We start from the raw sequence: 25,958 nt of genomic DNA, 5'->3' as shown, positions 1-25,958 counted from the left end.
CTGAAACACAGATTGTGTGAACACCCAAAATCCCTGTGGAAGCCAGCCTGCTGGCGATGAGGCCAGATCAGACGCTAAAGAATTTAAGCGTGCGCCAACGCCGAATGCTCATCCGCCTCCAGCAGCGCTTTATCCGTCTGCTGCATCACCTGGCTGGTAATCGCACCGGCCGTGATCGAACCACTGACGTTCAGCGCCGTACGCCCCATATCGATCAACGGCTCGACCGAGATGAGCAACGCCACGAGTGAAACCGGCAAACCCATCGCCGGCAACACGATCAGGGCGGCGAAGGTCGCACCGCCGCCTACCCCGGCCACACCCGCCGAACTCAAGGTCACAATCGCCACCAGCGTCGCGATCCACAGCGGGTCCAGTGGATTGATGCCCACGGTCGGCGCCACCATTACCGCCAACATCGCCGGGTACAGACCGGCACAACCGTTCTGGCCAATGGTCGCGCCGAACGATGCGGCGAAGCTGGCGACGGACTGCGCAATACCCAAACGACGGGTCTGCGCTTCAATGCTCAACGGGATCGTCGCCGCGCTCGACCGGCTGGTGAAAGCAAATGTCAGCACCGGCCAGATCTTGCGGAAGAAGCGCAGCGGATTGATCCCCGCAGCCGACACCAGCAGGCCATGGACGACAAACATCAGGCCAAGGCCGATGTAGGAAACCACCACGAAACTGCCGAGCTTGATGATGTCCTGCAGGTTGGAACCCGCGACCACTTTGGTCATCAGCGCCAAGACGCCGTAGGGGGTCAGCTTCATCACCAAGCGCACCAGGCGCATCACCCAGGCTTGCAGGGTGTCGATGGCGTTGATCACTTTCTGACCTTTTTCCACGTCATCCTTGAGCAGTTGCAGAGCCGCGATGCCGAGGAAGGCGGCGAAGATCACCACGCTGATGATCGACGTCGGTTTGGCCCGCGCCAGATCGGCGAACGGGTTTTGCGGAATGAACGACAGCAGCAATTGCGGCACATTCAGGTCTGCGACCTTGCCCGCATAGTCAGTCTGAATGGTTTGCAGACGCGCCATTTCCTGGGTGCCGGCCACCAGGCCTTCGGCGGTCAGGCCGAACAGGTTGGTCAGGCCGATGCCGATCAGCGCCGCGATGGACGTGGTGAACAGCAACGTGCCGATGGTCAGGAAGCTGATCTTGCCCAGCGACGAGGCGCTGTGCAGACGTGCCACGGCACTGAGGATCGAGGCGAACACCAGCGGGATGACGATCATTTGCAGCAGCTGTACATAACCGTTACCCACCAGATCGAACCAGCCGATCGAGGCTTTGAGCACCGGATTGCCGGTGCCGTAAACAGTGTGCAGCGACACACCGAACACCACGCCCAGCACCAGTGCGAGCAGGACCTTTTTTGCCAGGCTAAATGTAGTCTGGCGGGTTTGCGCCAGGACGAAGAGCAAAGCGAGGAACACCAGCAAGTTGAGAATCAGCGGCAGATTCATTGGAACTCCCATTAGACATATGCCAACTGCCTTGCGGGGCAGCTGCGAACCGGCAAGCCTAACAGCTTGATTTCCAATGAATTAATATCGAAAACGTCTTGAAACTGTCGTTTTTGGAATAAGCGTGTGTCGCTTTTGGGAATACGGCTGGCGCGATAGGCACGTTGGCGGTCGCTGACGGACGAGGACTGTCACACTTATTTGTTAGCGTCGATGTCTTTCACTCAGGGAGAAAGTCGATGAAGTTAGCACCGAAATTACTGGCTGCAGCTCTTTGCCTGGGCCTTGCCGGCCAGGTACTCGCCACGGATCTGAAACACTGGCCTGCCGATCAGGCCAAGGCGCTGGACGCGATGATCGCCGCCAACGCCAACAAAGGTAACTACGCGGTGTTCGATATGGACAACACCAGTTACCGCTACGACCTCGAAGAGTCGTTGCTGCCGTTCATGGAGAACAAGGGCCTGATCACCCGCGACAAACTCGACCCCTCCCTGAAACTGATGCCGTTCAAGGACACCGCCGACCATAAGGAAAGCCTGTTCAGCTACTACTACCGCCTCTGCGAACTCGACGACATGGTTTGCTATCCATGGGTCGCCCAGGTGTTTTCCGGCTTCACGCTCAAGGAACTCAAGGGCTATGTCGATGAGTTGATGGCTTCCGGTAAACCGGTGCCGGCCACTTACTACGAAGGCGATGTGGTCAAGAAGCTCGACGTCAACCCACCGAAAATCTTCACTGGCCAGCAAGAGCTGTACAACAAGCTGATGGAGAACGGCATCGAGGTCTACGTGATGACCGCCGCCTCTGAAGAACTGGTGCGCATGGTCGCGGCCGATCCGAAGTACGGCTACAACGTCAAACCGCAGAACGTGATCGGCGTGTCATTGCTGCTCAAGGACCAAAAGACTGGCGAACTGACCACCGCGCGCAAGCAGATCACCGCCGGCAAGTATGACCAGAAGGCCAACCTCGGCCTGGAACTGACCCCGTACCTGTGGACTCCGGCGACCTGGATGGCCGGCAAGCATGCCGCGATCCTGACCTACATCGATGAATGGAAAAAACCGGTCCTCGTCGGTGGCGACACCCCGACCAGTGACGGCTACATGCTGTTCCACGGTGTCGACGTGGCCAAGGGCGGCATCCACCTGTGGGTCAACCGCAAGGACAAGTACATGACCCAGATCAACGGCATGATGGCCAAGAACGCCGCGGCCCAGGCCAAGGAAGGGCTGCCGGTGACGGCGGACAAGAATTGGGTGATCGTAAAACCTGAAGATATTCAGTAAAACCTGTGGGAGCGAGCCTGCTCGCGAAGGGGGCGTCACATTCAGCACTGATGTTGAATGACACACCGCTTTCGCGAGCAGGCTCGCTCCCACAGTTGATCTTCAGCATTTGGGAGATTTCTACCGGGCAAAAAAATACCCCGCACTTGGCGGGGTATTTTTTGTTCAACAGTTAAGCATCAAAGCCCGTCAAGCATCGCCTTGTTACGCACAGCACCCTTGTCAGCACTGGTCGCCAGCAGGGCGTAGGCTTTCAGGGCAGTGGTCACTTTACGTGGGCGCACTTCCACCGGCTTCCAGCCTTTCTTGTCCTGCTCGACGCGGCGCGCGGCCAGTTCTTCGTCGCTGATCAACAGGTTGATCGAGCGGTTCGGAATGTCGATCAGCACTTTGTCGCCGTCCTGCACCAGGCCAATCGCGCCACCGGCAGCGGCTTCAGGCGAAGCGTGGCCGATGGACAGGCCCGAGGTGCCGCCGGAGAAACGACCGTCGGTGAGCAGGGCGCAGGCTTTGCCCAGGCCTTTGGATTTCAGGTACGAAGTCGGATAGAGCATTTCCTGCATGCCCGGGCCGCCTTTCGGGCCTTCGTAGCGAATGATGACGATGTCGCCTTCTTTCACTTCGTCGGCGAGGATCCCGCGCACGGCGCTGTCCTGGCTTTCGAAGATCTTGGCGTTGCCTTCGAACACGTGGATCGACTCGTCGACGCCGGCGGTTTTCACCACGCAGCCGTCCAGGGCGATGTTGCCGTAGAGAACGGCCAGGCCGCCTTCTTGCGAGTAGGCGTGCTCGACACTGCGGATGCAGCCGTTTTCACGGTCGTCGTCCAGGGTTTCCCAACGGGTCGACTGGCTGAACGCGGTTTGGGTCGGGATGCCCGCAGGGCCGGCCTTGAAGAAGTGATGCACCGCTTCGTCGTCGGTCTGGGTGATGTCCCATTTGGCGATGGCTTCTTCCATGCTGCGGCTGTGCACGGTCGGCAACTGGGTGTGCAGCAGGCCGCCACGGGCCAGGGAGCCGAGGATGCTGAAGATCCCGCCGGCACGGTGCACGTCTTCCATGTGGTACTTCTGGATGTTCGGCGCGACCTTGCACAGTTGCGGCACGTTGCGCGAAAGGCGGTCGATGTCGCGCAGGTCGAAATCGATCTCGGCTTCCTGGGCGGCGGCCAGCAAGTGCAGGATGGTGTTGGTGGAACCGCCCATGGCGATGTCCAGGGTCATGGCGTTTTCGAACGCCTGGAAGTTGGCGATGTTGCGCGGCAGTACCGACTGGTCGTTTTCGCCGTAGTAACGCTTGCACAGCTCGACGATGGTGCGACCGGCCTGCAGGAACAGCTGTTCGCGGTCGCTGTGGGTGGCCAGGGTCGAACCGTTGCCCGGCAAGGCCAGGCCCAGGGCTTCGACCAGGCAGTTCATCGAGTTGGCGGTGAACATGCCGGAACACGAACCGCAGGTCGGGCAGGCGCTGCGCTCGTACTCGGCAACCTTCTCGTCAGAAGCGCTGGAGTCGGCGGCGATCACCATGGCGTCGACCAGGTCGAGACCGTGGCTGGCCAGTTTGGTCTTGCCGGCTTCCATCGGGCCGCCGGAAACGAAGATCACCGGAATGTTCAGGCGCAGGGCAGCCATCAGCATGCCCGGGGTGATCTTGTCGCAGTTGGAGATGCAGACAATGGCGTCGGCGCAATGGGCGTTGACCATGTACTCGACGGAGTCGGCGATGATCTCGCGGCTCGGCAGCGAATACAGCATGCCGTCGTGGCCCATGGCGATGCCGTCATCGACCGCGATGGTGTTGAATTCTTTTGCCACACCGCCGGCGCGTTCGATCTCGCGGGCGACCAGTTGGCCCAGGTCCTTGAGGTGGACGTGGCCCGGTACGAACTGGGTGAAGGAGTTGGCAATGGCGATGATCGGCTTTTTGAAGTCGTCATCTTTCATCCCCGTGGCGCGCCACAGTGCGCGGGCGCCGGCCATGTTGCGGCCATGGGTGGATGTTTTCGAGCGGTAATCAGGCATGAAGCACTCCGGGCGGCTAATCAGGTATCAAAAGGGAAGTGAGCTTCTATTGACGTCTGGATCACCCGGAAATGGCCGTGTGTCCGGAAGCTGCCGATAACTTTGCGGGATCGCCGCGCGCTTCAGCTTGAGCTCATAAACCCGCCGGGGGATGACTGGCGATGAATGTCGCGATTCTACACGGCTGGCGGCTGGAGGGAATGCCGGGAAGTGTTGATCCAGTGTTGACGAAGCGTGTGGGATGACGACTGGCAGGTATCAGCTCACTTTCGCCGCCAGACTCCGCTGCATGATCAATGTGTTCAAGCCAAGACCCGCTGCGCTCAAGATAAGGAAACACAAGGCCAGCGCGGTAGTCAGGTTCTCTGAGGCGAAATTGATCACGGCGCTAATCACACCTCCGCAGATGAAGATCATTAGGCCGCCGACCGAGGAGGACGTACCGCCATCATGTGGATAGAGGGTCATGGCTTTGGAGTTGGCGATAGGCCTGGCAATGGTGGTGCCGGCCGTACAAATGAGCATGGGAATCAGCACCGCAGCGGCAGTGAGACCGAATTGATTCGCCAGCCACAGCATGACCAGCCCCGACAGTGCGATCAGCCCCAGGCCGACAATAATCTGCGTATTGGCCTGCAGACGCCGATGCAGCGCGCTGGCGACTATCCCGCCGAACACATAAGCCACGCCATACAGCAACAATGCCCAGGCGAATTCGTATGATGAGAGCCCCAGACGCTCCATGAAAATGATGGGCGATATGACGATGAATGAAAAATGACAGGCAAAAGCCAGGGCCGAAATCAGCCAGTAACCCATGAAGCTAAAATCGGAACACAACCGCCAGTAGGCACTGAAAAAGCCGCCGGACGACATATTGCGACTGCGCGAAGTTTCCTTGAGCAGGGCACTGGCCCTTATCCAGACAATGGCCGCCAACGCCATAAAGACATAAAAGCTGCCTTGCCAGCCCAGATGCATTTGCAGCCAGGTGCCAAGTAGCGGCGATATGGAAATGAACACCCCGCTGCCGGTCGTCATCCAGATCCTGATTCGCTCCTGTTCCCTGCCGACGAACAAATCCTGAATCAGCGCCTGTGACAACGCAAAGGATCCGCACCCCACTGCCTGGATGACCCGAAAGAACAGAAACCAGCTGTATTCGCTGGAAACCAGGCAGCCCGCGGCGCCAATCGCAGCGATGGCGATACCGCCGAGCAGCAGTCTCTTGCGTCCCCACAGGTCGGAAAACGGTCCGATCAGCAGCACGGACAACGCCAGGCCAATGGCAAATAAACTGACGGACAGGGTAATGTCGGACGGTGATGTCTGGTAGTAGTCAGAGAGAGCGGGAAAGGAAGGAAGTACGACGTCCAGCGGAAAAACGCCCAGTAGCGTCATGGTCATCAACAGCAGGATGAGCGACGATTTTTTCGCGGCGTGCGTGGAAGGGTTCATCAACAACGCTCTCGATCCGTGAGGGGGGTCGAGAGTCGACTTGATGAACAGGGAAGTCAATGCAGCAAGTGTGGGACTGTTCTGAATCTGTTGCGGGAACGAGCTGACTCGCTCCCGCAATCAGATAGCGGTTAGCTGTTAGGCAGCAACCGACAAGTAATGCTCTTGATGTAGCGTGTCTCTGCAATCGCCGGATGCACCGGATGATCCGGGCCCTGGCCGCCACGTTCCAGCATCTGGATGTTGCGGTCCAGATGACGGGCGCTGGTCAGCAGGATGTTCTGCAGGTCGTCTTCCGGCAGGTGCATCGAGCAGGAGGCGCTGAACAGGATGCCGTCCTTGGTCAGCAGGCGCATGGCTTGCTCGTTCAGGCGGCGGTAGGCGCCTTCGCCGTTTTTCATGTCTTTTTTGCGTTTGATGAACGCCGGTGGGTCGGCCACGATCACGTCGAAACGTTCTTCGCTGGCTTTGAGCTCTTTGAGGGCTTCGAATACGTCGCCTTCGATGCAGGTCATTTTCTCGGCGAAACCGTTCAGCGCGGCGTTGCGCTCGACGCCGTCGAGGGCGAAGGCCGATGCGTCGACGCAGAACACTTCGCTGGCGCCGAACGCCGCCGCTTGCACGCCCCAGCCGCCGATGTAGCTGTACAGGTCCAGTACGCGCTTGCCCTTGGCATACGGTGCCAGGCGTGCGCGGTTCATGCGGTGGTCGTAGAACCAGCCGGTTTTCTGGCCCTGAATGACCGGTGCTTCGAACTTCACGCCGTTCTCTTCCAGTGCCACCCATTCCGGCACCAGGCCGAACACGGTTTCGACGTAGCGGTTCAGGCCTTCGGCGTCACGGGCCGCAGAGTCGTTCTTGAACAGAATGCCGCTCGGCTTGAGCACCTGGGTCAGCGCCGCGATCACGTCGTCCTTGTGGGCTTCCATGGTCGCCGAGGCGATCTGCACCACCAGAATGTCGCCGAAACGATCGACCACCAGACCCGGCAGCAGGTCGGAATCGCCGTAGACCAGGCGATAGAACGGCTTGTCGAACAGGCGATCGCGCAGCGACAGGGCCACGTTCAGGCGATGCACCAGCAGCGACTTGTCCAGCGGCAACTTGATGTCGCGCGACAGCAGGCGGGCGCAGATGAGGTTGTTCGGGCTCATGGCGACGATGCCCAGCGGCTTGCCGCCGGCGGCTTCGAGGATCGCCTGATCGCCGGCCTTGAAACCGTGCAAAGGGGTCGCCGCTACATCGATTTCGTTGCTATAGACCCACAAATGACCGTTGCGCAGACGGCGGTCGGCGTTGGCTTTGAGGCGCAGGCTAGGCAGGGACATGACGTCGCTCCGGAAAAAAGAGCGGGAGTATAGCGTGTTGCACAAGGCCACGGCGCGGCGGATAGACATGCGGTGGATCAAGCCCGGGGTTAGATGAAACTTCAGCCGATGGACCGGCCAAGGTGTCGGATCCAATTTTTAGAAGCTAGAATCTGCGCCTGGCCCAGAGTGCGTACCTATGTCCCAAGAGTTGACTCCCGAACAAATCCAGCAATCCCTGCAAGGTATCAGTGTGCCGGCCCAACCGCAGATCATGGTGGATCTGCAGATGGAGCAGTACATGCCAGACCCGGATCTGGACGTGATCGCGAAGCTGATTTCCCAGGACCCGGGTCTCTCCGGTGCCTTGCTGAAAATCGTCAACTCGCCGTATTACGGTTTGACCAACAAGATCGCCTCGATCCAGCGCGCGGTGAATCTGCTGGGCAGCCGCTCGATCATCAACCTGATCAACGCGCAGTCGATCAAGGGTGAGATGAACGACGAAACCATCGTCACCTTGAACCGTTTCTGGGACACCGCGCAGGACGTCGCGATGACCTGCCTGACCCTGGCCAAGCGCATCGGGGTCCAGGCCGGCGACGAAGCGTACGCCCTGGGTCTGTTCCACGACTGTGGCGTGCCGCTGATGCTCCAGCGTTTTCCCGAATACATGACGGTGCTGGAACAGGCCTACGCCAACGCCGGTCCCGATTGTCGGGTGGTGGACACCGAAAACCAGGCGTTCAACACCAACCACGCGGTGGTCGGCTATTACACGGCCAAATCCTGGCGCCTGCCGGACCACGTCACGGCTGCGATCGCCAATCACCACAATGCCCTGGCGATCTTCAGCGATGAGTCGTCGCGCAACAGTTCGCTGAAAAACCTGTTGGCGATCCTGAAGATGGCCGAGCACATTTGTGCGTCCTACCGGGTGCTGGGCAACCAGACCGAAGACCATGAATGGAACAGCATCGCGCATCTGGTGCTCGATTACGTCGGCCTCTCGGATTACGATTTCGAGACCCTCAAACAGACGATCCGCGACCTCCATGCCTGAACTGCCAGAAGTCGAAACCACCCGCCGTGGCATTGCCCCACACCTGGAGGGGCAGCGCGTCAGCCGGGTGATCGTGCGCGATCGCCGCCTGCGTTGGCCGATTCCCGAAGATCTTGATGTGCGCCTGTCCGGCCAGCGCATCGTGCTGGTGGAGCGGCGCGCCAAGTACCTGCTGATCAATGCTGAAGTCGGCACCTTGATCAGCCATTTGGGCATGTCGGGGAATTTGCGTCTGGTGGAAGTCGGCCTGCCGGCGGCCAAGCACGAGCATGTGGACATCGAACTGGAGTCGGGCCTGGCCTTGCGATACACCGACCCACGTCGGTTTGGCGCGATGCTCTGGAGTCTCGACCCGCTCAATCATGAACTGTTGATTCGCCTGGGGCCGGAGCCGCTGACCGACCTGTTCGACGGCGAACGCTTGTTCCAGCTGTCTCGCGGGCGTTCGATGGCGGTCAAGCCGTTCATCATGGACAACGCGGTGGTGGTCGGCGTCGGCAATATCTACGCGACCGAAGCGCTGTTCGCCGCTGGTATCGACCCGCGGCGGGAGGCCAAGAGCATTTCCCGGACTCGATATCTGAAGCTGGCGATCGAGATCAAACGCATCCTGGCCGCCGCCATCGAGCGCGGTGGTACCACGTTGCGGGACTTTATCGGGGGTGATGGTCAGCCTGGCTATTTCCAGCAGGAGCTGTTCGTGTACGGCCGAGGCGCCGAGCACTGCAAGGTCTGCGGTGCGCAATTGCGCGAAGTGAAACTCGGGCAGCGCGCCAGCGTCTTTTGCCCGCGCTGCCAGAGCTGAAACGCCGACGGTCTATAGTCAGTGTTCTGGGAGCGTTTGTGGTGTCGCTACCCTTTACCGCGTTTGGCGGTGGAGTGGGTGACGCGGGGCAGGCGCTGGTGGTCGATCCGGCGAAGGCGTCGGCACAGGTAATTGAAGACTCAAGCCTTGCCGGTAATCTTCCGGTACTTCTCCATCAACTGCTCTTCAGTCTCCGGATGGGCTTCGTCCAGCGGAATGCAATCCACCGGGCAGACCTGCTGGCACTGCGGTTCATCGTAGTGGCCGACGCACTGTGTGCACAGGTTCGGATCGATCACATAGATCTCTTCGCCTTGGGAAATGGCGGCGTTCGGGCACTCGGGTTCGCAGACGTCGCAGTTGATGCAATCGTCGGTGATGATCAGGGACATGCTAACTCCAGCCGGGGCGGCAAGCCCGGGCGCAATAAATCAATGCGCGTAATTGTGCCGCATTGGCGCCCGCAGTGCACGCGGGCGCCGATTAAGCGGTGGTTACTTCTTGAATCGCAGGGTCAGGGCGTCGGCGACCGCTGGGTGGACAAACTTGGTGATATCACCACCCAGGGCTGCAATTTCACGGACCAGCGTCGAGGAAATGAACGAATAACGTTCGGATGGGGTTAGAAACAGACTTTCCACATCCGGGGCCAGTTGCCGGTTCATGTTGGCCAACTGGAACTCGTACTCGAAGTCCGAAACCGCGCGCAAACCACGCAGGAACACGTTGGCGTTCTGCTCTTTGGCGAAATGCGCCAGCAGTGTGGAGAAGCCGACGACTTCAACGTTCGGCAAATGTTTGGTGACCTCGCGGGCCAGCTCCACACGTTGTTCCAGAGGAAACAACGGGTTTTTCTTCGGGCTGGCGGCGACAGCAATGATCACGTGATCGAACAGGCGCGCGGCGCGTTCGACCAGATCGCCATGGCCCTTGGTAATAGGGTCGAAGGTACCTGGGTACAACACTCGGTTCATCGCGTCGTCCTGGCGGGAGTGCGTTGGGGAGTCGGATGGTATCGCAGCATTACCGGTCGGCCAAGTCGCCTGTTGGGTAAGAAAGCACTATAGACGATGAGAATGTTCGTCGTTTTCATGGGGTTTTTAAACGTTCAGCCAGAGAAGTGGCCAGTTGCGCCGTCAGACCATACACCGATAATTGCGGGTTTGCGCCAATGCTGGTGGGGAACAGCGAGCCGTCGTGGATCGACAGATTACCCAGTTGATGATGCCGGCCTAGGCTGTCGGTCACGGCGGTTTTCGGGTCTTCGCCCATGGCACAACCGCCCATCACATGGGCGCTGCCCAGCCGCGTGCGAAACAGCTCCAGGCTGAGTCCATCAATCAATTTGCGCGCTTCGCCAAGGCTTTTTACATAGTGCGCATCAGCGTGCATGGGCATCACGGCTTTGGCGCCACCGGCGAACTGGATCTCGGCCATGCTGTGGAACGCCCGGCGCAGGCCCTCCCAGACATAGGGTGAAACCTGGTAATCGAGCACCGGCGTTCCGTCCCCGCGCAGTTCGACACTGCCGCCGGGGCTGTCCGGGTGGAAACCATCGCGCAGCAGCGCGAGCATGGCGTGGGTGTGCGGCAGGGCGGCCATGTGCTGCGCATTCTCCTGGCCGAAACCGCCGAGCAGCGTCGCCGCCAGCGCGGGGTGCAGCGGTGGAACCTCCAATTTGTAGCCCATCTTGCCGGTGGTGCCGTCCAGCCATTGGAAGTGGTCGGAATAGATCGACTGCGGCGCCCCGTAAAACGGGTTGATCACCTCGTCGAACAGCCCTGCGGACATGTTCACCACATGCAGAAAGGTCCGTTTGCCCAGCCGTTGGTGGGGATCAGGCGCGTTGGAGCGCAATAGCAGCGCCGGGCTGTTGATCCCGCCGCCGGCCAGCACGTAATGCCGGGCTTTGACCGTAATGCTACGGCCAGTGGGCTCAACACAGCGTTCGTCCATCGCCACGCATTGCAGTCCAGTGACCTTGTCGCCGGAGATCATGATTTTTTCGGCGCGGGCCAGGTACAGCAACTCGCCACCCTTTTCCAGGGTGGCGGGAATGGTGGTGACCAGCATCGATTGCTTGGCGTTGGTCGGGCAGCCCATGCCGCAGTAACCGATGTTCCAGCAGCCGCGCACATTGCGCGGGATCACGTGCCAGCTGTAGCCGAGCTTTTCACAGCCCTTGCGGATCACATCGTTGTTGGCGTTGGGTGGAACCATCCACGGCGCGATGCCCAGGCGTTGCTCCATTTTCTCGAACCACGGGGCCATTTCAGCCGTACTGTGACCCTTCACATTGTGTTCTTTGGCCCAGTGCTCCAGGGTCGGTTCGGGGGTGCGGAAACTGGAAGTCCAGTTGATCAACGTGGTACCGCCCACCGCCCGTCCCTGGAGGATGGTGATCGCTCCATCCTTGCTCATTCGGCCGATGCCTTCCTGATAGAGGCTGGCGTAGGCCTGGTCTTCGAGCAGCTTGAAGTCACCGCTGGTCTTGAGCGGGCCTTCTTCGATCAGCAGCACCTTGTACCCGGCAGCGCTGAGGATTTCGGCCGTGGTCCCGCCACCGGCGCCGCTGCCGATGATTGCCACATCCGCTTCGAGGATCAGGTCCTGGGTCAGTCGGGAGCCGTCATGGGTTTTCCAGCCACGGGCCATGCCTTCGCGGAACGGGTCGGGTACGGGCATCTTCAGGTTCTCTTGTTGTTATGGTTTGAATGAGCGCTGTTCATTCGGCTGACTTCGCCAGCAGGCTAGCTCCCATAAGGGATCGCATCGCTTTTTGTGGGAGCGAGCCCGCTCGCGAAGGGGCGACAGGGTTTTAAACGGTGGGCGGTCCGGGATACCCGCATTGCGCCCAAGACTCCTTGCGCCCATACCAGGCCATCATCACCAGTTGCAGTAATGAGCTGTGACCCATGCGGAACAGGCTCAGAGAACTATTTTCCCAGCGATCGAGAAAATGCCGGATCTCATCACTGCTGGCGTTTTCCCAACTGCCCCAGATGCCGGTCAGCGGGCCCCGAGTCACAGTCATTCCCAGCACATCGAACAACTGACGGGTCAGCTTGAGCATTTCCGGCGACAAGTGATCGAGGTTGAAGTCCAGGCTTTTCAAAGTGCCTTCGGCAGCGTCGGGCATCTGTTGAACAGACACGGCACCCTCAAGCATCACCGGAATCAGTGCACGCAAAAACAGCAGGTCGCCACTGCGCAACGCCGAAAAACCGCTGGCCGGGATGTTCGACGAGCAGCCGCTGAGACTGGCCCCCAACCCGGCGGTGGCGAGAAAGGCACTGGCGCCCAGGCTGAATTTGAGCAGGCCGCGCCGTGACAGCGCGGGGGAATCGGACAGGCTTGGGCTCATTATTGTTTTTACCCGATGGCGTTGAGCGTTAGCGGATGAACAGCTTCTGGATCAGTTTCTGGATGGATTTGCCGTACGGTGGGTAAATCAGTTTCGCCGCGTTGAAGCGCTGTTTGATCAGCACGCCCTTGGCCTTGCTGAAAGTCAGGAACCCCTCGTGGCCGTGGTAATGGCCCATTCCCGAAGCGCCGATGCCGCCGAAGGGCATGTCATCCTGGGCGACGTGCAGCAGGGTGTCGTTCAGGCATACGCCACCGGAATGGGTTTCGTGCAGCACGCGGTTTTGCTCGCGTTTGTCGTAACCGAAGTAATACAGCGCCAGTGGGCGAGGGCGCTGATTGATGTAGGCAAACGCCTGATCCAGGTCCTTGTACGGCACGATTGGCAGCAGCGGGCCGAAGATTTCATCCTGCATCACGGTCATATCGTCGCTGACGTTGAGCAGCAGGCTATGTCCCATGCGGCGTCCCTGGCCTTGTTCGAACAGCGGGATCAGCAGCGCGCCCTTGCTGGTGGCGTCGCTGAGGTAGGCGTTGAGTCGTGCCAGTTGTCGGTCATTGATGATTGCGGTGTAGTCCGGGTTGTCGGCCAGCGTGGGATAAAAGCCACGCACCGCCTGACGATAGGCCTCGACGAACGCACCGACACGATCTTCCGGCACCAACACATAGTCCGGGGCCACGCAGGTTTGCCCCGCATTGAGCGTCTTGCCGAAAGCAATGCGCTCGGCGGCATCTTTGAGCGGAACATCGGCGGATACGATGGCGGGGGACTTGCCGCCCAGTTCCAGGGTGACCGGCGTCAGGTTTTCCGCCGCCGCGCGCATGATGTGTTTGCCAATGCTGGTGGCTCCGGTGAACAGCAAGTGATCGAAACGCAGCCTCGAAAACGCCACGCCGATATCAGCCTCGCCCAGTACTACGCAAACCAGGTCTTCGGGAAAGATTCGCCCCAGCAGTTCCTTGAGCAGCACACCGGTGGCAGGGGTCGATTCGCTGAGCTTGAGCATCACCCGGTTGCCTGCCGACAAGGCACCGACCAAAGGCCCGATGGCCAGGTACAACGGGTAGTTCCACGGCACGATCACGCCGACCACGCCCAACGGCTGATAAACCACTTTGGCCGAGGCCGGCTGGAAAGCCACGCCGACCTTGCGCCGTGACGGACGCATCCAGCCCTTGAGGTGCCGACTGGCGTAATGGATGCCGTGCAGGCTGGGCATCAGCTCGGCGAGCAAGGTTTCATCAGCGCTGCGATGGCTGAAGTCCTGGCTGATCACATCGATCAGAGCCTGGCGCTCGCTGTTCAACAAATCACGCAGCGCCTTGAGCCATTGCTGGCGCTGGGCGGCAGGCGGCGTGGGGTTGGCGGCATAGGCGGTGCGCTGTGCGTCAAACAGGGCCTGGAGTTCATCCAGAGGACGCTGCAGGTCTTGCAGGTAGGAAATTTCGGCAGTCATGGTCGGCACCGGTTTTATTGTAATGAGGCACTTTTTAGAGTCTATACTCTATAAAGTCAAATGGCATCCTTACACAGCTTTGTTTTATCCATGTCCGGATAGGTCGTAAGATGCCCGTCAACGCACTCTGAATTTAAGCTCAAGCCATGGCCCCACGGATAAAAACCAGCGAGCGCATCGTGCAGAACAGCCTCGAGCTGTTCAATCAGCAGGGCGAGCGCAGCGTCAGCACCAACCACATTGCTGCCCACATGGAAATTTCCCCGGGCAACCTGTACTACCACTTCCCCAACAAGCAGGCGATCATCTCTGTATTGTTCGGCGAGTATGAAAGCCTGGTGGACAGCTTCTTGCGCCCGCCCCAGGGCCGAGCCGCCACAGTGGAAGACAAGCGCTTCTACCTCAAGGAATTGCTGTCAGCGATGTGGCGATACCGCTTTTTGCATCGCGATCTTGAGCACTTGCTCGACAGCGATCCGGAACTGGCCGCCCGCTATCGACGTTTTTCCCAGCGCTGCGTGATTCAGGGCACACACATCTACGAAGGCTTCGTCGAAGCTGGCATCCTGAAGATGGATCGGGTGCAGATCGAATCCCTGACGATCAACGCCTGGATCATCCTTACCTCCTGGGTGCGCTTTTTGTGCACTACGCGGGAAAACTCCAGCCACCTCAGCGAGCAGGCGATCAAGCGCGGTGTCTACCAGGTGCTGGTGCTAGAGGCCGGGTTCGTCACGGATCAAGCGCGCGAGGCGGTCAACACGTTGTTCGAAGAATTTTATGTCCCGCTGGCCCAGGCGCTGGAAGAAACCGCGAGTTAACCGACGTGAGTTGAAAAGTGCAGTAGGATCAAACCCGGTTTAAACAGGAGCCCGTTATGCCCATTGCGCAATTGATCAGCCCGCAAGCGTTGGACCTGAAAAAGGAGCAACCGGGGCTGGTGATTCTGGATTGTCGTTTTGCCCTCGAAGACCCGGATTACGGTCAACGCAGCTATGCCGAAGGCCACATCGCCGGGTCGAGTTTTGCCGATCTTGAGCGTGATCTCAGCGGGAAAGTTGAAAAGGGCGTGACCGGGCGTCATCCATTGCCCGAGCCGGCCGACCTGATCGAGCGCCTGCGAGCCTGGGGCGTCAACAGCGACAGTGAAGTGGTTTTGTACGACGACGGCCCGGGTGCCTACGCGGCACGGGCCTGGTGGTTGCTGGCCTGGCTGGGCAAGCGTGACGGTGTGTTCATCCTCGATGGCGGGCTCAAGGCCTGGCATGCGGCCGGTCTGCCCTTGAGCCTTGATCCGCCGTCAATCACTCGCGGCACCTTTACCGGCACCCCGGATGCTTCGTTGTTGCTCAGCGCCGAGCAGTTGCTCAAACGACTCGACAAGCCCGAGCTGACCTTGCTAGACGCCCGCGCTTTGCCGCGCTTCAAAGGCGAAGTCGAGCCGATCGACCCAATCGCCGGGCACATTCCCGGTGCGCAATGCGCGGCCTTCACCGACAACTTGGGCAGCGACGGGCGTTTCCTGCCGGCCGATCAGCTCAAGCAGCGATTTGCCGCGAAACTGGGTGATCGTTCTCCGGATGATCTGGTGGCGTATTGCGGGTCCGGCGTGACGGCGTGTCACAACCTGTTTGCCCTGTGCCTGGCGGGTTACCCGTTAGGTTCGCTGTATGCCGGATCCTGGAGTGAGTGGATCAATGATCCTGCGCGTGGGATCGCCACCGGCGAGTAAACACTGATCCCCTGTGGGAGCGAGCAGGCTCGCTCCCACATTAGAGATGTCTAGTCAGTGATTGCCGCGCACTGCGATACGCCCCCGGCCCCACCCCATACACCTGCTTGAACTGCCGGCTCAAATGGCTCTGGTCGGCAAAACCCAATTGTGTCGCCACTTCCAACGGTAAACACCCGCCTTGCAACAACCCGCGCGCGCGGGCGATGCGCTGTTGCATCAGCCAGGTGTGCGGCGGCATGCCGGTGGCGCGGCGGAACACTCGGGCGAAATGAAAGGGTGACAGATTGACTGCCGCCGCCAGTTCCTCCAGCGAAGGCGGTGCCGCCAGCCGCGCGTGCAGCAACTCCTTGGCCAGCGTCACCGCGCGGTGTTCCTTGCCCGGTTGTCCGGCATCCGCAACGGCCGCATGACGCTGCAACAGTGACAGCATCAGCTCTCGCCAGGCCGTCTGCTGTTGCAAGGCGGTGGACGGGCTTTCCAGCAAGCGATGCAATTGGCAGAAACCGTTCACCAGGTCCGGGTCGCGATACAGCGTGGCACCAAAGGCCGGTAGGTGCTGAGTCGGCAGTTCGAGTTCGGCCAGCAGTGACAGAATTTGCCCGCTGTCCGGATAAAACGCTCGATACAGCCAACCGTCCTCCGTGCCCTTGTGGCCGGTGTGCAGTTCGTCGGGATTGATCAACACCAGCGTGCCGCTGCCCGCCAGATGTTCAGCGCCGCGATAGCGGTAACGCTGGGCGCCGGCCATGATCATGCCGATCACAAAGCCGTCGTGCACATGGGGTGCGAAACGGTGTTCAATGTAGCGTGCCGACAACAATTCGACCCCGGCCAACGGCACTGTTTGCCAGAAGTGAATCGATTCGCCCTGATCGACGTCCATGTATTATTCGCGTCCCACGGTGGCCAGCCATTGAGGAATGCGCCGCTCCAGGTAGTAGCCCGGCTGCCTGACTGAGCCGTCGACAAACCCGACATGTCCGCCTTTGGCCTGCAGTTCGAACTGAGTGCAAGCAGATAACTCATCCGCCTGCGGCAGGCTGTGGGGAAAGACAAAGGGATCGTCAGCGGCCTGAATAACCAGGGTCGGCGTACGAATTTCCCCGAGGAAGTAACGGCTCGACGCGCGACGATAGTAATCCTCGGCATCGACGAATCCGTTCAGCGGCGCGGTCACCCGACCATCGAAATCCCAGAACGTGCGCATGTTTTCCAGCGAGCCCAGCGCCGCCAGTGCCGCCAGGCCATCCTCGCGCCCGTCATGCTGGAATTGGCGCTGCTTGTTCTTGATGTAGGCCAGCATCTCGCGCATGAAATGCGCCTGATAGACCTTGGAAAAGCCCTGGCCGATCCGGTCGGCGCATTGATCCAGGCGAAACGGCACGGACACCGCCACCGCGCCGAGCACGCCGCTGTTACTGCCGGTCTCGCCCAAGTGCTTGAGCAGCACATTGCCACCCAGGGAATAACCCACCGCATACAGCGGTGCGAGAGGCCGTTTGGCCCGCAGGTGCCTGATGGTTTCGGCCAGGTCTTCGCTGGCGCCGGAATGGTAGCTGCGTGGCAAAAGATTCGGTTCGCCGGAACAGCCACGCCAGTTCAGCGCGACGCTGGCCCAGCCCCGGTTGCCCAGCGCTTTTTGCATCCCGGCCACGTAAGGTGAATTAGACGAACCGGTCAGTCCGTGCAAGACCAGCACCAAGGGTGTATCGACGCTGTGCGGGCCATGCCAATCGAGGTCGAGGAAATCACCGTCCTCAAGCCACAAGCGTTCACGTTCGCGTTGGATATGGGTGGTTTTGCGCCACAGCGGTCCCCACAAGGTTTGCAAGTGCGGATTGCCGAGGCCGAGGGCGGGGGTAAAGCGTTCTGACGGAGGGTGCACGATTGCTCTCGAAGCAGTGGCGCATATCTGCATGGAGGTATGCGCCTTGTTCAGGCTGGTCGATTAACCAGCGATCTCTGCCATGCGTTGCCACAAAGAATAGTAGACCCGGCCGGATTTTTGCTCCCGGTGCAGGCGCCAGTTGCCCGGCAGGCCGAGTGTCGACGGCGCGGTTTCGCTCTCGGTGTAGACCCAGGCATCTTCGGCCAGCCACTGGCGCTCTTCGAGCAACTTGCAAACGGCCGGCAGCAGGTTCTGGTTGAACGGCGGGTCGAGGAACACCAGGTCATAAGCCGTTGCCGTCTGGGTTTCCAGGTAGCGCAGGGCGTCGGCGGTCTGCACTTGGCCAGTGGTGCAGCGCAGCGTGCCCAGGTGCTCCTTGAGGCTGGACACTGCAAGGCTGCTGGCATCCAGTGCCTGACCCATGGCAGCGCCACGGGACAACGCTTCGAGAAACAGTGCGCCACTGCCGGTGAACGGATCGAACACCTTGGCACCGGGAACGTAGGGCGCGAGCCAATTGAACAGAGTTTCACGCACCCGGTCCGGCGTCGGGCGCAGGCCCGGGGCATCGGGGAAGCTCAGTTTACGGCTGCGCCATTGGCCGCCGATGATGCGCAGTTGGTTCACGCCGTTATGCACGTTGTGAACCGGTTTTTTCGGGCGAGAGGTGGCCATTAATGCTCCGGAACCCCGAGCGGTTGCTCGGCAGGTTTATCAGTAGGGGCCGGTAACGGCTTTTGCGGCACGGTCGGGCCAGCGCTGACGATGACCATTTTGTCCGTGCTCAGGTGTTTGTTCAGTGCGGCCCTGACTTGCTCCACGGTCAGGCCCTGGGACTGCTGCATGAAGTCTTCCAGATGGCTCAACGGCAGATTATAGAAGCCAATCGCACCCAACTGACCGACGATATCAGCGTTGCTCGCGGTGGACAGCGGGAAGCTGCCAGCCAGTTCGCGTTTGGCATCGTCCAGTTCTTTTTGGGTCGGGCCGGTCTTGAGGTAATCGGCGAGGACGTCCTGCACCAGTTTCAAGGTGCCTTCGCTCATTTCGGCGCGGGTCTGCAGGTTGATCATGAACGGGCCGCGCGCCTGCATCGGGGAGAAGCCCGAGTACACGCCATAAGCTAACCCACGTTTCTCGCGCACTTCGCTCATCAGTCGGGTACCGAAGCCACCCCCACCGAGGATCTGGTTACCCATGGACAGTGCCGCGTAGTCCGGGTCATCCCGGTCGATACCCAATTGCGCGAGCATCAGGTTGGTCTGCTTGGACGGGAACTCGATATGGCCAATGCTGGCCTTGGGTTCGCCTGGTTGCGCGATTTTCGGCAGGGCCGGCCCTTTCGGCAGGGCGGCGGATACCTGCGCGGCAATGGCTTCGGCTTCGGCACGGGACAAGTCGCCGACCAGCGCGATCACCACGTTGCCCGCCGCATAGGCTTTCTCATGGAACGCACGCAGCTGGGCGAGGGTGACGGCGGGAACGGTTTTCGCCGTGCCATCGCTGGCATGGGCGTACGGATGATCGCCATACAAGCGGTTCATCAGTTCAAGGCTGGCCAGTTTGCCGGGATTCTGTTTCTGGTATTCGAAGCCGGCCAGCATCTGGTTTTTGATACGGGTAAACGAATCGGCGGGGAAGGTCGGTTTGCCGACGACTTCGGCGAACAACTTCAAGGCCGGTTCACGCTTGTCCGCGGCGCTGAGGCTGCGCAGGGACGCAACAGCCATGTCTTTGTAGGCACCGTTGCCGAAATCGGCGCCCAGGCCTTCGAAGCCCTGGGCGATGGCGCTGACATCTTTACCGGCCACGCCTTCGTTGAGCATGGCGTTGGTCAGTAGCGCCAGCCCAGGGGCGTCGCCGTCCTGGCTGCTGCCGGCGGCAAAGATCAGGCGCATGTCGAACATTGGCAGCTCACGGGCTTCGACGAACAGCACCTTGGCGCCTTCGGTGGTGCTCCAGGTCTGCACGTCGAGTTTGCGGTGGCTCGGCGCCTTGCCGTTGAGTTCAGTCAGCGATTGCAGCTTCTGGCTGGCCTTGGCCTTGTCCAGTGCTTCGCTGGCAACGGACTCATCGGTCCTGGAGAAATAGAACGCAGCTGAGCCGATCAGGGCCACGGCGATCAGGCCTAGCAGGGCCAGGCGCGGTTTTTTATGTTCACTCATGAGTCGTCTCCTCCGGCAGTACATGGGCGACGCTGAGACGTTCGCGGGTGAAATACAGCTTGGCGGCTTTCTGGATGTCTTCCGGGGTCACGCTTTCCAGCTCGGCGAGCTCGGTGTCCATCAGCTTCCAGGACAGGCCGACGGTCTCCAGTTGGCCGATGGCTGTGGCCTGGCTGGTGATCGAGTCGCGTTCGAAAACCAGGCCGGCGATGACCTGTGCGCGTACGCGTTCCAGTTCTTCAGTGGATGGTGCGGTGGTTTTCAACTGCTCAAGCAACTTCCACAAACCGGCTTCAGCCTGGTCGATGGTTTTGTTTTTCTGGCTGTTGGGCGTTGCCGACAGGGTGAACAGGCTATCGCCACGGGTGTAGGCGTCGTAACTCGACGAGCCGCCGGACACCAGTTCTTCACCGCGCTCCAGTTGCGTCGGGATGCGTGCGCTGTAGCCGCCGTCAAGCAGGGCCGAGATCAGGCGCAAGGCATTCACCGAGCGCTTGTCTTCGGCGGTGGTAATGCTCGGCACGTTGAACGCCAGCATCAGGCTGGGCAATTGGGTCTTGACGTGCAAAGTGATCTTGCGTTCCCCGGGTTCGGCCAGTTCCAGCGGAATCTTCGCCGACGGTACGTCACGCTTGGCGATCGGGCCGAAGTAACGCTGGGCCAAGGTTCTGACTTCGTCCGGGGTCACGTCGCCGACCACCACCAGGGTAGCGTTGTTCGGTACGTACCAGGATTCATACCAGCGACGCAGCTCTTCGACCTTCATGCGGTCAAGATCGGCCATCCAGCCGATGGTCGGCGTGTGGTAGCCGCTGGCGGGGTAAGCCATCGCCTTGAAGCGTTCGTAAGCCTTGGCCATCGGTTTGTCGTCGGTACGCAGGCGACGTTCTTCCTTGATGACTTCGATCTCTCGGGCGAATTCGTCGGGCGGCAGGCGCAGGCTGGCCATGCGGTCGGCTTCCAGCTCAAAGGCGACCCCCAGGCGGTCGCGGGCCAGCACCTGGTAATACGCGGTGAAATCGTCGCTGGTGAAGGCGTTTTCTTCGGCACCCAGGTCGCGCAGGATCAGCGACGCTTCGCCAGGACCGACTTTTTCGCTGCCCTTGAACATCATGTGTTCCAGGGCGTGGGACAAGCCGGTCTGCCCTGGCGTCTCGTAACTGGAGCCCACTTTATACCAGACCTGGGAAACCACCACGGGCGCACGATGATCTTCGCGCACGACAACCTTCAAGCCATTGTCGAGGGTGAATTCGTGGGTGGGTTGTGGGTCGGCGGCCAAGGCCGAGAGTGGCAGACAAACTGTGCCGAGCAGCAGGCCTGCGGCGCGGCGGGCTAGAGCATTCATTCGTTTTTAAACCTGTTGGGCTGCCCGCTTGTTCTTAGCGTCAGCGGGCGAGAGGGTGCTAGGATACTGATCCGTTTTAGCGGCGGCCACGCCTATCAGGCCTTTATGCTTGATCAGGTTGCATGGGTTTTCGACGGAAGGTGGATATTTATCAACTGATTTCCGCTTTTTCGCCGATTTTGCTGCTTTAGTCCTATGAGAAATCGATTCCTTGAGGTGCCGTTCGCACCTCGACAAAATGTTGCGCGTGAACAAGCTGGATCAATCGCAGTCTGTTCTGCATCGAATATTTATTTGCCGGGGCGCCCGTTGGCGCGTCGCTACCGTGAGATAGCCGTCCTCCATGTTTGGTTCCAACGACGACAAGAAGACCCCAGCTGCGGCTGGCGAGAAAAAAAGCCTGTTCGGATGGCTGCGCAAAAAGCCGCAGGAACCCGTCGTCGAACAGCCACAGCCACTTCCTGAGCCAACGCCCGCGCCGGTAATAGAAGCAACGCCTGCGCCGGTTGTGTTGCCGATCGCCGAGCCGGAGCCACAGCCCGCCGCCGAGCCTGTAAACGACGTCACCGCCGAGTTACCGCTGACCCCGGTCGCCGAACCCTGGCTGACCTTACCGGTGGCGGAAGAGGCGGTTGCCCTGGTTGAAGATGAGCAGGTGCCACATGTGACGCCGCCGATTCCTGCGCCGACTGCGCAGGTTTCCGAGCCGCTTCAGGTACCCGTTGTTGAGCCGGTTGTTGCTCCGGTCGCGCTGGCGACGCCTGAACCTGCCGCTCCCGCATTCGTTCCGCCGGTTGCGCCGATTGTTCAAGCGCCAGAGCCTGCACCTGCACCTATCGTCGCTCCTGTGGCCGCCGTACCGGCAGCTCCCGTTGAAACCCTGCCCGAGCCTGTGCGCACCGAAGAAACCAAGGCCGGTTTCTTCGCCCGTCTCAAGCAAGGTCTGTCCAAGACCAGCGCCAGCATTGGCGAAGGCATGGCCAGCCTGTTCCTGGGCAAGAAAGCCATCGATGATGAGTTGCTGGATGACCTCGAAACCCGTCTGCTGACCGCCGATGTCGGTGTGGAGGCTACTTCGGTGATCATCCAGCGCCTGACCCAGAAGGTCGCACGTAAAGAGCTGGCCGATTCCGATGCGCTGTACAAGTCCTTGCAGGGCGAGCTGTCGGCGATGCTCAAACCCGTCGAGCAACCGCTGAAAATCGTCTCGCAGAACAAACCGTTCGTGATTCTCGTCGTCGGCGTCAACGGTGCCGGCAAGACCACCACTATCGGCAAGCTGGCGAAGAAGCTGCAGCTGGAAGGCAAGAAAGTCATGCTCGCCGCCGGTGACACCTTCCGCGCGGCGGCGGTCGAGCAACTGCAGGTCTGGGGCGAGCGCAACAAGATCCCGGTCATTGCCCAACACACCGGTGCCGATTCGGCTTCGGTGATCTTCGACGCCGTGCAGGCCGCCAAGGCACGCGGCATCGATGTGTTGATCGCCGACACCGCCGGTCGCCTGCATACCAAAGACAACCTGATGGAAGAGCTGAAAAAGGTTCGCCGGGTGATCGGCAAGCTCGACGCCGACGCGCCGCACGAAGTGTTGCTGGTACTCGACGCCGGCACCGGCCAGAACGCCATCAACCAGGCCAAGCAATTCAACCAGACCGTCGAACTGACCGGCCTGGCGCTGACCAAGCTCGATGGCACCGCCAAGGGCGGGGTTATTTTCGCCCTGGCCAAGCAGTTTGGCCTGCCGATTCGCTATATCGGCGTCGGTGAAGGCATCGACGATTTGCGCACTTTTGAAGCTGAACCCTTTGTCCAGGCACTGTTTGCCGAGCGGGAGCGTTCATGATTCGTTTCGAACAGGTCGGTAAACGCTACCCGAACGGTCACGTCGGCTTGCATGAGCTGAGCTTTCGAGTCCGTCGTGGCGAGTTTCTGTTTGTCACTGGCCATTCCGGCGCCGGTAAAAGCACCTTGTTGCGGCTATTGCTGGCCATGGAGCGACCAACCAGCGGCAAGCTGCTGCTCGCCGGGCAAGACTTGAGCACCATCAGCAACGCGCAGATTCCATTTTTGCGTCGGCAGATCGGCGTGGTGTTCCAGAACCACCAGTTGCTGTTCGATCGCACCGTATTCAACAACGTCGCGCTGCCGTTGCAGATTCTTGGCCTGTCCAAGGCCGAGGTCGCCAAGCGTGTGGATTCGGCCCTGGAGCGCGTGGCGCTGTCGGACAAGACCGATCTGTATCCCGGTGATTTGTCCACGGGTCAGCAACAGCGCGTCGGCATCGCCCGCGCTATCGTTCACCGCCCGGCCTTGCTGCTGGCGGACGAACCGACAGGTAACCTCGACCCGCGCCTGGCGGCGGAAATCATGGGTGTGTTCGAAGATATCAACCGTCTGGGCACCAGCGTGCTGATCGCCAGTCACGACCTGGCCCTGATCGCGCGCATGCGTCACCGCATGCTGACCTTGCAACGCGGTCGATTGATCGGCGACGGGGAGGCCGGCGTATGAGTGCGACACGCAGTCCAAAGGTTTCCGAACGCGTGGCTCCAAAAGCAGCGGATCCGCAGCCACAGAAGAAAAAGCACGACGATGACGATGGACCGGACTTTGCCACGCTGTTCCGTGCCTGGGTCGAAAGCCATCGCGCCAGCCTGCTGGACAGTTTGCGTCGACTGGGCAAGCAACCTATCGGCAGTTTTTTCACCTGCATGGTGATGGCGGTGGCCCTGAGCTTGCCCATGGGGCTGTCACTTTTGCTAAGTAACGTCGAGCGTCTGGGTGGTTCATGGCAGCGTGCGGCGCAGATTTCCCTGTACCTGCAGCTCGAAGCCAGCTCGTCGGACGGCGAGGCGTTGCGCGAGCAGATCAAGGGTATGCCTGGTGTGGCGGAAGCCGAGTACGTCGGTCGCGATCAGGCGCTGGAAGAGTTCCAGCAGCAATCCGGTCTGGGGGAAGCGCTCAAGGAGCTGCCGGAAAACCCGCTGCCCGGCGTAGTGCTGGTGACGCCGAAGGAAGTCGACAAGTCGACGCTTGAAGCATTAAGACAAAAACTTTCCGAGTTGCCCAGGGTACAACAGGCGCAGCTTGATCTAGTCTGGGTCGAGCGTCTGGCAGCGATCCTCAAGCTGGGTGACCGTTTCGTCTTCGGTCTGACCGTGCTTCTGGTTTCTGCATTACTTTTGGTGATAGGCAATACCATTCGTCTTCATATTGAAAACCGCCGCACAGAGATAGAAGTGATTAAACTCGTCGGCGGCACTGACAGTTATGTGCGCAGGCCCTTCCTTTATATGGGCGCGCTTTATGGCTTTGGTGCGGGGATTCTTTCCTGGGGCGTGCTGGCGTTCGGCTTGAACTGGCTGAACGACGCGGTGGTCGGGCTGGCCGGTTTGTACGGCAGCGATTTTGCGCTGGCCGGCGTGCCGTCAGCCGACGGTCTGTCTCTCTTGCTTGGCGCGGTGCTGTTGGGGTATATCGGTGCATGGATTGCAGTCGCACGCCACCTGAGGGAGCTTGCGCCAAAGTAATATCATTTTGCTCGTATTGACCTTTCAGCGTTTATGGGAACTTGCCCTACGGTTCCCGGTCAATTTTCGCAGTGCTGAACTGCACGAGTTATGTAAGTCGGAGGTTTTTTCGTATGACCAATTCTTTGCAGCCTGCATATGCTCTGGTCCCGGGTGCGAACCTAGAGGCCTATGTGCACACGGTGAACAGCATTCCATTGCTGACGCCGGAGCAGGAGCGTGAACTGGCCGAGAGTCTCTATTATGAGCAGGATCTTGAGGCAGCTCGGCAGATGGTGCTTGCCCACCTGCGTTTTGTCGTACATATCGCCCGTAGCTATTCCGGCTACGGTCTGGCTCAGGCTGACCTGATCCAGGAAGGTAACGTCGGTCTGATGAAGGCCGTGAAGCGCTTCAACCCGGAAATGGGCGTACGCCTGGTGTCCTTTGCCGTGCACTGGATCAAGGCTGAAATCCACGAGTTCATCCTGCGTAACTGGCGGATCGTGAAAGTCGCGACCACCAAGGCGCAGCGCAAGCTGTTCTTCAACCTGCGCAGCCAGAAGAAGCGTCTGGCCTGGCTGAACAACGAGGAAGTCCATCGCGTGGCGGAAAGCCTCGGCGTGGAACCGCGGGAAGTGCGCGAGATGGAAAGTCGCCTGACCGGCCATGACATGGCCTTCGATCCGGCTGCCGAAGCCGACGACGACAGCGCTTTCCAATCGCCGGCCAACTATCTGGAAGACCACCGGTATGACCCGGCCCGTCAACTGGAAGACGCCGACTGGAGCGACAACTCCAACCACAACCTGCACGAAGCGCTTGAAGTGCTGGACGACCGCAGCCGTGACATCCTCTACCAGCGCTGGCTGGCAGAAGAAAAGGCCACGCTGCACGACCTGGCGCAGAAGTACAACGTGTCGGCCGAGCGTATTCGCCAGCTCGAAAAGAGTGCGATGAACAAGCTCAAGGTGTCGATCGCCGCCTAACCTGCGCGAAGGCAATAAAAAACGCCCCGGTCATTGATCGGGGCTTTTTTGTTTCTGGCCTCTCACAGGGGATCTTC

The 25,958-nt window shown here is 60.1% G+C and carries 23 protein-coding genes and 1 pseudogene; 10 read left to right on the top strand and 14 right to left on the bottom strand.

Annotation, left to right across the window (positions count from 1 at the left end; all coding sequences use genetic code 11):
• Positions 1–83: 83 nt before the first annotated feature.
• Entirely contained in the window at positions 84–1,475 is a 1,392-nt protein-coding gene (locus tag AC07ZE_RS28250) for an L-cystine transporter (RefSeq protein ID WP_207267627.1), read from the bottom strand.
• A 239-nt stretch (positions 1,476–1,714) separates the two neighbouring features.
• Here AC07ZE_RS28250 and AC07ZE_RS28245 point away from each other — a divergent pair, with 239 nt between their 5' ends.
• A complete protein-coding gene (locus AC07ZE_RS28245) occupies positions 1,715–2,770 on the top strand; it encodes an HAD family hydrolase (RefSeq protein ID WP_207267626.1) in 1,056 nt (351 codons plus the stop codon).
• Positions 2,771–2,949: 179 nt separating this feature from the next.
• Here AC07ZE_RS28245 and ilvD read toward each other — a convergent pair whose 3' ends face one another.
• From ilvD to AC07ZE_RS28230, 3 genes are all read right to left on the bottom strand, one after another.
• A complete protein-coding gene (gene ilvD, locus AC07ZE_RS28240) occupies positions 2,950–4,791 on the bottom strand; it encodes a dihydroxy-acid dehydratase (protein WP_175387394.1) in 1,842 nt (613 codons plus the stop codon).
• Positions 4,792–5,049: 258 nt separating this feature from the next.
• Complete coding sequence (locus tag AC07ZE_RS28235) at positions 5,050–6,249, bottom strand: MFS transporter (protein WP_207267625.1); 1,200 nt, start codon at positions 6,247–6,249, stop codon at positions 5,050–5,052.
• A 131-nt stretch (positions 6,250–6,380) separates the two neighbouring features.
• Positions 6,381–7,577: a class I SAM-dependent rRNA methyltransferase gene (locus AC07ZE_RS28230; protein WP_137807381.1), complete on the bottom strand. Its 1,197-nt coding sequence runs from the start codon at positions 7,575–7,577 to the stop codon at positions 6,381–6,383.
• 232 nt (positions 7,578–7,809) lie between these two features.
• Here AC07ZE_RS28230 and AC07ZE_RS28225 point away from each other — a divergent pair, with 232 nt between their 5' ends.
• The 3 genes and pseudogenes from AC07ZE_RS28225 to AC07ZE_RS28215 all read left to right on the top strand — a co-directional run.
• Complete coding sequence (locus AC07ZE_RS28225) at positions 7,810–8,619, top strand: HDOD domain-containing protein (protein ID WP_171017128.1); 810 nt, start codon at positions 7,810–7,812, stop codon at positions 8,617–8,619.
• Positions 8,612–9,424 carry a bifunctional DNA-formamidopyrimidine glycosylase/DNA-(apurinic or apyrimidinic site) lyase gene (gene mutM, locus AC07ZE_RS28220; protein WP_207267624.1) on the top strand — a complete coding sequence of 271 codons (813 nt, stop codon included), beginning with the start codon at positions 8,612–8,614 and terminating at the stop codon, positions 9,422–9,424. The genes AC07ZE_RS28225 and mutM overlap by 8 nt, the downstream gene beginning before the upstream one ends.
• Positions 9,425–9,453: 29 nt before the next feature.
• Positions 9,454–9,546: pseudogene (locus AC07ZE_RS28215) on the top strand (multidrug transporter); the annotation flags it as partial.
• Between the two features lie 18 nt (positions 9,547–9,564).
• Here AC07ZE_RS28215 and AC07ZE_RS28210 read toward each other — a convergent pair.
• The 5 genes from AC07ZE_RS28210 to AC07ZE_RS28190 all read right to left on the bottom strand — a co-directional run bounded on the left by AC07ZE_RS28210 (position 9,565) and on the right by AC07ZE_RS28190 (position 14,247).
• On the bottom strand, positions 9,565–9,816 hold the full coding sequence (locus AC07ZE_RS28210) for a YfhL family 4Fe-4S dicluster ferredoxin (RefSeq protein ID WP_003195146.1): 252 nt from the start codon (positions 9,814–9,816) through the stop codon (positions 9,565–9,567).
• A gap of 102 nt (positions 9,817–9,918) precedes the next feature.
• Complete coding sequence (gene coaD / locus AC07ZE_RS28205) at positions 9,919–10,398, bottom strand: pantetheine-phosphate adenylyltransferase (protein WP_040071510.1); 480 nt, start codon at positions 10,396–10,398, stop codon at positions 9,919–9,921.
• 115 nt (positions 10,399–10,513) lie between these two features.
• Positions 10,514–12,109 carry a GMC family oxidoreductase gene (locus tag AC07ZE_RS28200; protein WP_207267623.1) on the bottom strand — a complete coding sequence of 532 codons (1,596 nt, stop codon included), beginning with the start codon at positions 12,107–12,109 and terminating at the stop codon, positions 10,514–10,516.
• A gap of 133 nt (positions 12,110–12,242) precedes the next feature.
• Positions 12,243–12,788: a twin-arginine translocation pathway signal protein gene (locus tag AC07ZE_RS28195; protein ID WP_207267622.1), complete on the bottom strand. Its 546-nt coding sequence runs from the start codon at positions 12,786–12,788 to the stop codon at positions 12,243–12,245.
• Between the two features lie 28 nt (positions 12,789–12,816).
• Positions 12,817–14,247 (bottom strand): coniferyl aldehyde dehydrogenase, encoded by a 1,431-nt coding sequence (locus AC07ZE_RS28190; RefSeq protein ID WP_207267621.1) that lies wholly within the window; start codon positions 14,245–14,247, stop codon positions 12,817–12,819.
• Positions 14,248–14,393: 146 nt separating this feature from the next.
• Here AC07ZE_RS28190 and AC07ZE_RS28185 point away from each other — a divergent pair, with 146 nt between their 5' ends.
• On the top strand, positions 14,394–15,068 hold the full coding sequence (locus AC07ZE_RS28185; protein WP_207267620.1) for a TetR/AcrR family transcriptional regulator: 675 nt from the start codon (positions 14,394–14,396) through the stop codon (positions 15,066–15,068).
• 56 nt (positions 15,069–15,124) lie between these two features.
• Positions 15,125–15,979 (top strand): sulfurtransferase, encoded by an 855-nt coding sequence (locus AC07ZE_RS28180; RefSeq protein ID WP_207267619.1) that lies wholly within the window; start codon positions 15,125–15,127, stop codon positions 15,977–15,979.
• 40 nt (positions 15,980–16,019) lie between these two features.
• Here AC07ZE_RS28180 and AC07ZE_RS28175 read toward each other — a convergent pair whose 3' ends face one another.
• The 5 genes from AC07ZE_RS28175 to AC07ZE_RS28155 are packed head-to-tail and all read right to left on the bottom strand — an operon-like array spanning position 16,020 to position 21,383.
• The gene (locus AC07ZE_RS28175) at positions 16,020–16,865 is read right to left on the bottom strand and encodes an AraC family transcriptional regulator (RefSeq protein WP_207267618.1); all 846 of its coding nucleotides are present in this window, start codon (positions 16,863–16,865) and stop codon (positions 16,020–16,022) included.
• 3 nt (positions 16,866–16,868) lie between these two features.
• Positions 16,869–17,900, bottom strand: a complete 1,032-nt coding sequence (locus AC07ZE_RS28170) for a hydrolase (protein ID WP_219739440.1) — start codon at positions 17,898–17,900, stop codon at positions 16,869–16,871.
• Between the two features lie 30 nt (positions 17,901–17,930).
• The gene (gene rsmD / locus AC07ZE_RS28165; RefSeq protein ID WP_207267616.1) at positions 17,931–18,545 is read right to left on the bottom strand and encodes a 16S rRNA (guanine(966)-N(2))-methyltransferase RsmD; all 615 of its coding nucleotides are present in this window, start codon (positions 18,543–18,545) and stop codon (positions 17,931–17,933) included.
• A complete protein-coding gene (locus tag AC07ZE_RS28160) occupies positions 18,545–20,035 on the bottom strand; it encodes a M16 family metallopeptidase (RefSeq protein ID WP_207267615.1) in 1,491 nt (496 codons plus the stop codon). Before AC07ZE_RS28160 ends, rsmD begins: the two co-directional genes overlap by 1 nt.
• On the bottom strand, positions 20,028–21,383 hold the full coding sequence (locus tag AC07ZE_RS28155) for a M16 family metallopeptidase (protein ID WP_207267614.1): 1,356 nt from the start codon (positions 21,381–21,383) through the stop codon (positions 20,028–20,030). Before AC07ZE_RS28155 ends, AC07ZE_RS28160 begins: the two co-directional genes overlap by 8 nt.
• A gap of 343 nt (positions 21,384–21,726) precedes the next feature.
• On the opposite strand from AC07ZE_RS28155, the gene ftsY reads away from it, so the two are divergent.
• The 4 genes from ftsY (at position 21,727) to rpoH (ending at position 25,881) form a co-directional block, all read left to right on the top strand.
• Positions 21,727–23,226 (top strand): signal recognition particle-docking protein FtsY, encoded by a 1,500-nt coding sequence (ftsY, locus tag AC07ZE_RS28150; RefSeq protein WP_207267613.1) that lies wholly within the window; start codon positions 21,727–21,729, stop codon positions 23,224–23,226.
• A complete protein-coding gene (gene ftsE / locus AC07ZE_RS28145; RefSeq protein ID WP_077046069.1) occupies positions 23,223–23,894 on the top strand; it encodes a cell division ATP-binding protein FtsE in 672 nt (223 codons plus the stop codon). The genes ftsY and ftsE overlap by 4 nt, the downstream gene beginning before the upstream one ends.
• On the top strand, positions 23,891–24,913 hold the full coding sequence (gene ftsX / locus AC07ZE_RS28140) for a permease-like cell division protein FtsX (protein ID WP_207267612.1): 1,023 nt from the start codon (positions 23,891–23,893) through the stop codon (positions 24,911–24,913). The genes ftsE and ftsX overlap by 4 nt, the downstream gene beginning before the upstream one ends.
• Positions 24,914–25,026: 113 nt before the next feature.
• Complete coding sequence (gene rpoH, locus AC07ZE_RS28135; RefSeq protein WP_056853991.1) at positions 25,027–25,881, top strand: RNA polymerase sigma factor RpoH; 855 nt, start codon at positions 25,027–25,029, stop codon at positions 25,879–25,881.
• The last annotated feature ends 77 nt before the right edge of the window (positions 25,882–25,958 follow it).

The sequence above is a fragment of the Pseudomonas sp. GW101-3H06 genome, assembly GCF_059424605.1.
The sequence above is the reverse complement of the archived record's forward strand: the minus strand, read 5'-3'. Positions and strand labels throughout refer to the sequence as shown.

Excerpts from the sequence above, each read along its gene's own strand:
- AC07ZE_RS28200 (WP_207267623.1), bottom strand. The coding sequence starts at position 12,109 with ATGCCCGTACCCGACCCGTTCCGCGAAGGCATGGCCCGTGGCTGGAAA.
- AC07ZE_RS28155 (WP_207267614.1), bottom strand. The coding sequence starts at position 21,383 with ATGAATGCTCTAGCCCGCCGCGCCGCAGGCCTGCTGCTCGGCACAGTT.
- rpoH (WP_056853991.1), top strand. The coding sequence starts at position 25,027 with ATGACCAATTCTTTGCAGCCTGCATATGCTCTGGTCCCGGGTGCGAAC.
- ilvD (WP_175387394.1), bottom strand. The coding sequence starts at position 4,791 with ATGCCTGATTACCGCTCGAAAACATCCACCCATGGCCGCAACATGGCC.
- coaD (WP_040071510.1), bottom strand. The coding sequence starts at position 10,398 with ATGAACCGAGTGTTGTACCCAGGTACCTTCGACCCTATTACCAAGGGC.
- AC07ZE_RS28230 (WP_137807381.1), bottom strand. The coding sequence starts at position 7,577 with ATGTCCCTGCCTAGCCTGCGCCTCAAAGCCAACGCCGACCGCCGTCTG.
- mutM (WP_207267624.1), top strand. The coding sequence starts at position 8,612 with ATGCCTGAACTGCCAGAAGTCGAAACCACCCGCCGTGGCATTGCCCCA.
- AC07ZE_RS28245 (WP_207267626.1), top strand. The coding sequence starts at position 1,715 with ATGAAGTTAGCACCGAAATTACTGGCTGCAGCTCTTTGCCTGGGCCTT.
- AC07ZE_RS28180 (WP_207267619.1), top strand. The coding sequence starts at position 15,125 with ATGCCCATTGCGCAATTGATCAGCCCGCAAGCGTTGGACCTGAAAAAG.
- ftsX (WP_207267612.1), top strand. The coding sequence starts at position 23,891 with ATGAGTGCGACACGCAGTCCAAAGGTTTCCGAACGCGTGGCTCCAAAA.
- AC07ZE_RS28175 (WP_207267618.1), bottom strand. The coding sequence starts at position 16,865 with ATGGACGTCGATCAGGGCGAATCGATTCACTTCTGGCAAACAGTGCCG.
- AC07ZE_RS28185 (WP_207267620.1), top strand. The coding sequence starts at position 14,394 with ATGGCCCCACGGATAAAAACCAGCGAGCGCATCGTGCAGAACAGCCTC.
- ftsE (WP_077046069.1), top strand. The coding sequence starts at position 23,223 with ATGATTCGTTTCGAACAGGTCGGTAAACGCTACCCGAACGGTCACGTC.
- AC07ZE_RS28190 (WP_207267621.1), bottom strand. The coding sequence starts at position 14,247 with ATGACTGCCGAAATTTCCTACCTGCAAGACCTGCAGCGTCCTCTGGAT.
- ftsY (WP_207267613.1), top strand. The coding sequence starts at position 21,727 with ATGTTTGGTTCCAACGACGACAAGAAGACCCCAGCTGCGGCTGGCGAG.
- AC07ZE_RS28195 (WP_207267622.1), bottom strand. The coding sequence starts at position 12,788 with ATGAGCCCAAGCCTGTCCGATTCCCCCGCGCTGTCACGGCGCGGCCTG.
- AC07ZE_RS28250 (WP_207267627.1), bottom strand. The coding sequence starts at position 1,475 with ATGAATCTGCCGCTGATTCTCAACTTGCTGGTGTTCCTCGCTTTGCTC.
- AC07ZE_RS28235 (WP_207267625.1), bottom strand. The coding sequence starts at position 6,249 with ATGAACCCTTCCACGCACGCCGCGAAAAAATCGTCGCTCATCCTGCTG.
- AC07ZE_RS28170 (WP_219739440.1), bottom strand. The coding sequence starts at position 17,900 with ATGCAGATATGCGCCACTGCTTCGAGAGCAATCGTGCACCCTCCGTCA.
- AC07ZE_RS28210 (WP_003195146.1), bottom strand. The coding sequence starts at position 9,816 with ATGTCCCTGATCATCACCGACGATTGCATCAACTGCGACGTCTGCGAA.
- AC07ZE_RS28160 (WP_207267615.1), bottom strand. The coding sequence starts at position 20,035 with ATGAGTGAACATAAAAAACCGCGCCTGGCCCTGCTAGGCCTGATCGCC.
- rsmD (WP_207267616.1), bottom strand. The coding sequence starts at position 18,545 with ATGGCCACCTCTCGCCCGAAAAAACCGGTTCACAACGTGCATAACGGC.